This is a genomic window from Petralouisia muris, assembly GCF_004793545.1.
GTDB lineage: Bacteria > Bacillota > Clostridia > Lachnospirales > Lachnospiraceae > Petralouisia > Petralouisia muris.
Genome location: NZ_SRYA01000165.1, coordinates 1 through 3,606 on the forward strand (window position 1 = coordinate 1; position 3,606 = coordinate 3,606).

Sequence of the window (3,606 nt, forward strand, 5' to 3'; positions counted from 1 at the left end):
AAAAAGGAACCTTTTACAATTCAAATGTAAAAGATTCCTTAAGTTAATGACATTGTGTATTTACTGGATTTGTTCTAACTTTAGTCTTATTTTACCGTAAGCATCTCCCTCTCGGATTCCGCACCAGTAAAGCATTTCAAAAGCATAAAAGGAAACTGGCTTGTCCATCATTTCATCCGCAAACTTCTTATATTCCTCTTTTGTCCAGAACAGCATTTCCTTGTGTTCCTCGCTCCCCATATTCCCCGCCTTTGCCGCAGGGTTGGAGCGGAGGTCATAATAGCGCACCGCATGGTTGAAGATAGCGGAAAGCTGGTTGTGGACGGTTTTCAGATACGTCTGCGAATAGGGATTGCGTTTTTCGTCACGGTAGGCAAGCAGCTCATTCTGCCATGCAATGATTTCCTTTGTGCCAATCTCGCTAATCTTCATTTTTCCGAAGTACGGGAGAATCTTCGTCCGAATGATATGCTCCTTTGTCAGCCAAGTGTTTTCTTTCAGTCGGTTCTTGACATCATTCGCATAAAGATCCGTAAAGGCTTCAAAGTCCATATCAAGGTCAGCAGAATTTTGTAACTGGAACTTCCGTTCCCACTCCTGCGCTTCACGTTTTGTAGCAAATCCACGCTTACACTTCTGTTTACGCTCCCCTTTCCAGTTTACATACCTTGCCATCACATACCATGTGCCGTTGCCCTCGTTCTTAAATACTGGCATTTACTCCATCTCCTTTCCTTGTTTTTCTCCTGCCCCGTAAAACCTTTCTTGAAAATATTGGCGGTTGACATGCCCCGCAATCGTGATAAACCCCTGCTCCTTCAGCTCGTCATTTAATTTCTTGATGAGCTTGTAAGCGTAAGGCTTTGATACGGAAAGCTCCTGCGCCACCTCATCCACACGGATAAATTTGTTGTCCATACAACCTCTCCTTTCCTTATTGCCGCCCATTACTCTGGGCATATATGTATGCCCTTGCGTCGTTTTTTATTAAGTGTTTTTGCTTAATTCATAATGCTAAACATTTTTGCTACTGCCAATAGGTTTGTAAGAAAATATTAAACTTTTTTGTTTCTCTTATGCTTGACTTTTTCTAAACATATATGCTATACTCCTTATAAACATACCCGCAGGGCATACCGCAACACTTGCCCTTCGGGCGGGCAGACTTCGTCTGACAAAGTATAAGAACAAGGAGTGAAACACTATGGCGATTGGCGAAAGAATACATTTTTTCCGCATCATGCGGGGAATGACACAGAAATACCTTGGTATGCTTGTCGGTTTTTCCGAAAAATCAGCGGATGTGCGTCTGGCACAATACGAAACTGGCTCACGCAAGCCAAAGGCAGACTTGACAGCTGCACTGGCGCAGGCTCTTGACGTTGTACCACAAGCTCTGGACATACCCAACATTGACAGCTACATCGGGCTTATGCACACCTTATTTACCCTTGAAGACATTTACGGTCTTACTATCAGTGAAACAGACGGTGAAGTCTGCTTAAAAGTCAGCAAAGACAAAAGCAAGGATGCCGCCGAATTGCTGAAAATGCTCTGCACTTGGAAAGAGCAGGCGGACAAACTCTCTGCTGAGGAAATCAGCAGGGAAGATTACGACCAGTGGCGGTACAATTATCCGAAGTTTGACACCACGCAGCATTGGGCAAAAGTCCCCTCTAAGGAATTGAGCGATGCCTTAGTTGAAACGTTCAAAGACATGCTGCCAGACTAACCAAGCCAGATTGGAAGGTGTAAAAACGTGATTATCAGAGAATACCGCCCCTCGGACTGTAAATACTTAGCGGAGCTGTTTTATCAGACTGTCCATTCCATAAATGCCAAAGACTATATAGACGAACAGTTAAACGTCTGGGCAACTGGCAATGTAAACATAAATGAATGGAATCAATCATTATCCGAGCATTTTACGCTTGTCGCCATAAAAGGCGACATCATAGCAGGGTTTGGCGATATTGACAGGACAGGATACCTAGACAGGCTGTATATCCACAAGGACTATCAACGCCAAGGGATTGCCACCACAATCTGCAATAAACTGGAACGCACTTTTGGGACAAGCAAAATAACCACATATGCTTCCATCACCGCAAAACCGTTTTTTCTTCACAGGGGATATAACATAATTAAGGAACAGCAGGTAATCAGGTCAAATATCCCCTTGACGAATTACATTATGGAAAAACTGCTTTAACTATCCCCCATTCACCATTAAAAGCACGACAAAATGCCCTTAGCCATGAGTTCCTACCCACAGCTAAGGGCGTTATAATATGGATTTTTACAATCATCTAAACCTCTTGCAAATCATTCTACCACCTCTAAACCACTTGATAGTAAGAATAATCGCACTCAAACGACTGTTATCAATTTGTTATCAAAAGACCTTTCCAAAGTCCGCAAACCCGCATAAACACTGGGTTCTTTCGTCTTTTCATCTTACTCGTACTCGTTTCCCAGTTTCTAGCATAAGATACTTTTATATCTTTTTTGTCCATTTATTTACTTATATTACACGGATTTTCTTATCTTATTTTTCGTTTCCAATTTTTTTAGAAGCAAAATAGAAGCAACGTATTTTTAACCTCTACCATTATCTTGCATTTAACAGTTCTTCCATTTTTCCTTGTATATAATCAATATCTGGAAAAATCAGATGAATCCCTCTTCTATACATCGCTATCACTTCCCGTAAATTAACAGTCAATTCCCTGTTCAGTTTGCTGTGTATCATAATAGGGTTATTTTCAATCGTATGTACGTGGTCAAAAAACTTCTTTATAATCGGAAAGGCATTTTGTATTAAAAAAGCATTGTCCCTTCCCGCAAATTTTCCTATGACGATTGTATTGCACTTTCCGTATCTTTTTATCTTCTTTTCCATAATAATTTTATATTTGTCCACCTGGGAACTAATCGGAATCATCCAAAACAATTCTTCATTTTTGTTATCTTGAATTGCTAAAAAATGTGGTCGATAATTTCCGTTCTCTTTATTTCCCATCAAATATTTATCTTGAACAAAATCAAAAAATTCATCTTTGATATGATAAGAGTACCCTTGCTTTATTTCCATCATTTCTCCTTAGAAAAAATCCCCATCAAAAAATGACGGGGATTTTTGAACGAACTATATTACTTATATCCCACCTATATAGCAAGTGGCAAGCATTTACATACCGAATCATTTATACCCCACACCATCGGCAAGTGGCAAAATCACCTGCTATGTTTCTTTTACCCCGTCGCATAGCCAACGGCAAACATTTACCTTTACCCATAGTATAGCAGAACTGCAAGAAATTGCAATCACTTTTTATCAGTTATCACTATCTCTACTGCAATCGGATTTTTCTCAGCCACACTATTTACCTTTTATTATACTCAAAGTTTTCAGAATCACCCTGCAAAAATTTTACTTTTGTTCACTACTCCTTAATCTTTATGAACAATATCAGCCTTTTATTTTTATGGTTTTGCTCCTGCCCGCCCTTATGTCCTCTCCCAAAACAAAGATCGTGCATATTTAAACCCTAGTACATCATAAATTAAATAACTAGTCAAATACATATATGAGTGTTATAATCA

General features: G+C 39.7%; 4 protein-coding genes and 1 pseudogene. 2 read left to right on the forward strand and 3 right to left on the reverse strand.

The window, feature by feature from the left end; all coding sequences use genetic code 11:
- Positions 1-102: 102 nt before the first annotated feature.
- Positions 103-717, reverse strand: a pseudogene (locus E5329_RS28560) (tyrosine-type recombinase/integrase); the annotation flags it as partial.
- Entirely contained in the window at positions 718-918 is a 201-nt protein-coding gene (locus E5329_RS28565) for a helix-turn-helix transcriptional regulator (RefSeq protein WP_135992501.1), read from the reverse strand. It lies immediately after the preceding pseudogene.
- A 286-nt stretch (positions 919-1,204) separates the two neighbouring features.
- Here E5329_RS28565 and E5329_RS28570 point away from each other — a divergent pair, with 286 nt between their 5' ends.
- Both E5329_RS28570 and E5329_RS28575 read left to right on the forward strand, forming a co-directional pair.
- Positions 1,205-1,732, forward strand: a complete 528-nt coding sequence (locus tag E5329_RS28570; RefSeq protein ID WP_135992502.1) for a helix-turn-helix domain-containing protein — start codon at positions 1,205-1,207, stop codon at positions 1,730-1,732.
- 27 nt (positions 1,733-1,759) lie between these two features.
- Positions 1,760-2,212 carry a GNAT family N-acetyltransferase gene (locus E5329_RS28575; protein ID WP_135992503.1) on the forward strand — a complete coding sequence of 151 codons (453 nt, stop codon included), beginning with the start codon at positions 1,760-1,762 and terminating at the stop codon, positions 2,210-2,212.
- A gap of 399 nt (positions 2,213-2,611) precedes the next feature.
- Here E5329_RS28575 and cptIN read toward each other — a convergent pair whose 3' ends face one another.
- Positions 2,612-3,097: a type III toxin-antitoxin system CptIN family toxin gene (gene cptIN, locus E5329_RS28580; protein ID WP_275443868.1), complete on the reverse strand. Its 486-nt coding sequence runs from the start codon at positions 3,095-3,097 to the stop codon at positions 2,612-2,614.
- Between the last annotated feature and the right edge of the window lie 509 nt (positions 3,098-3,606).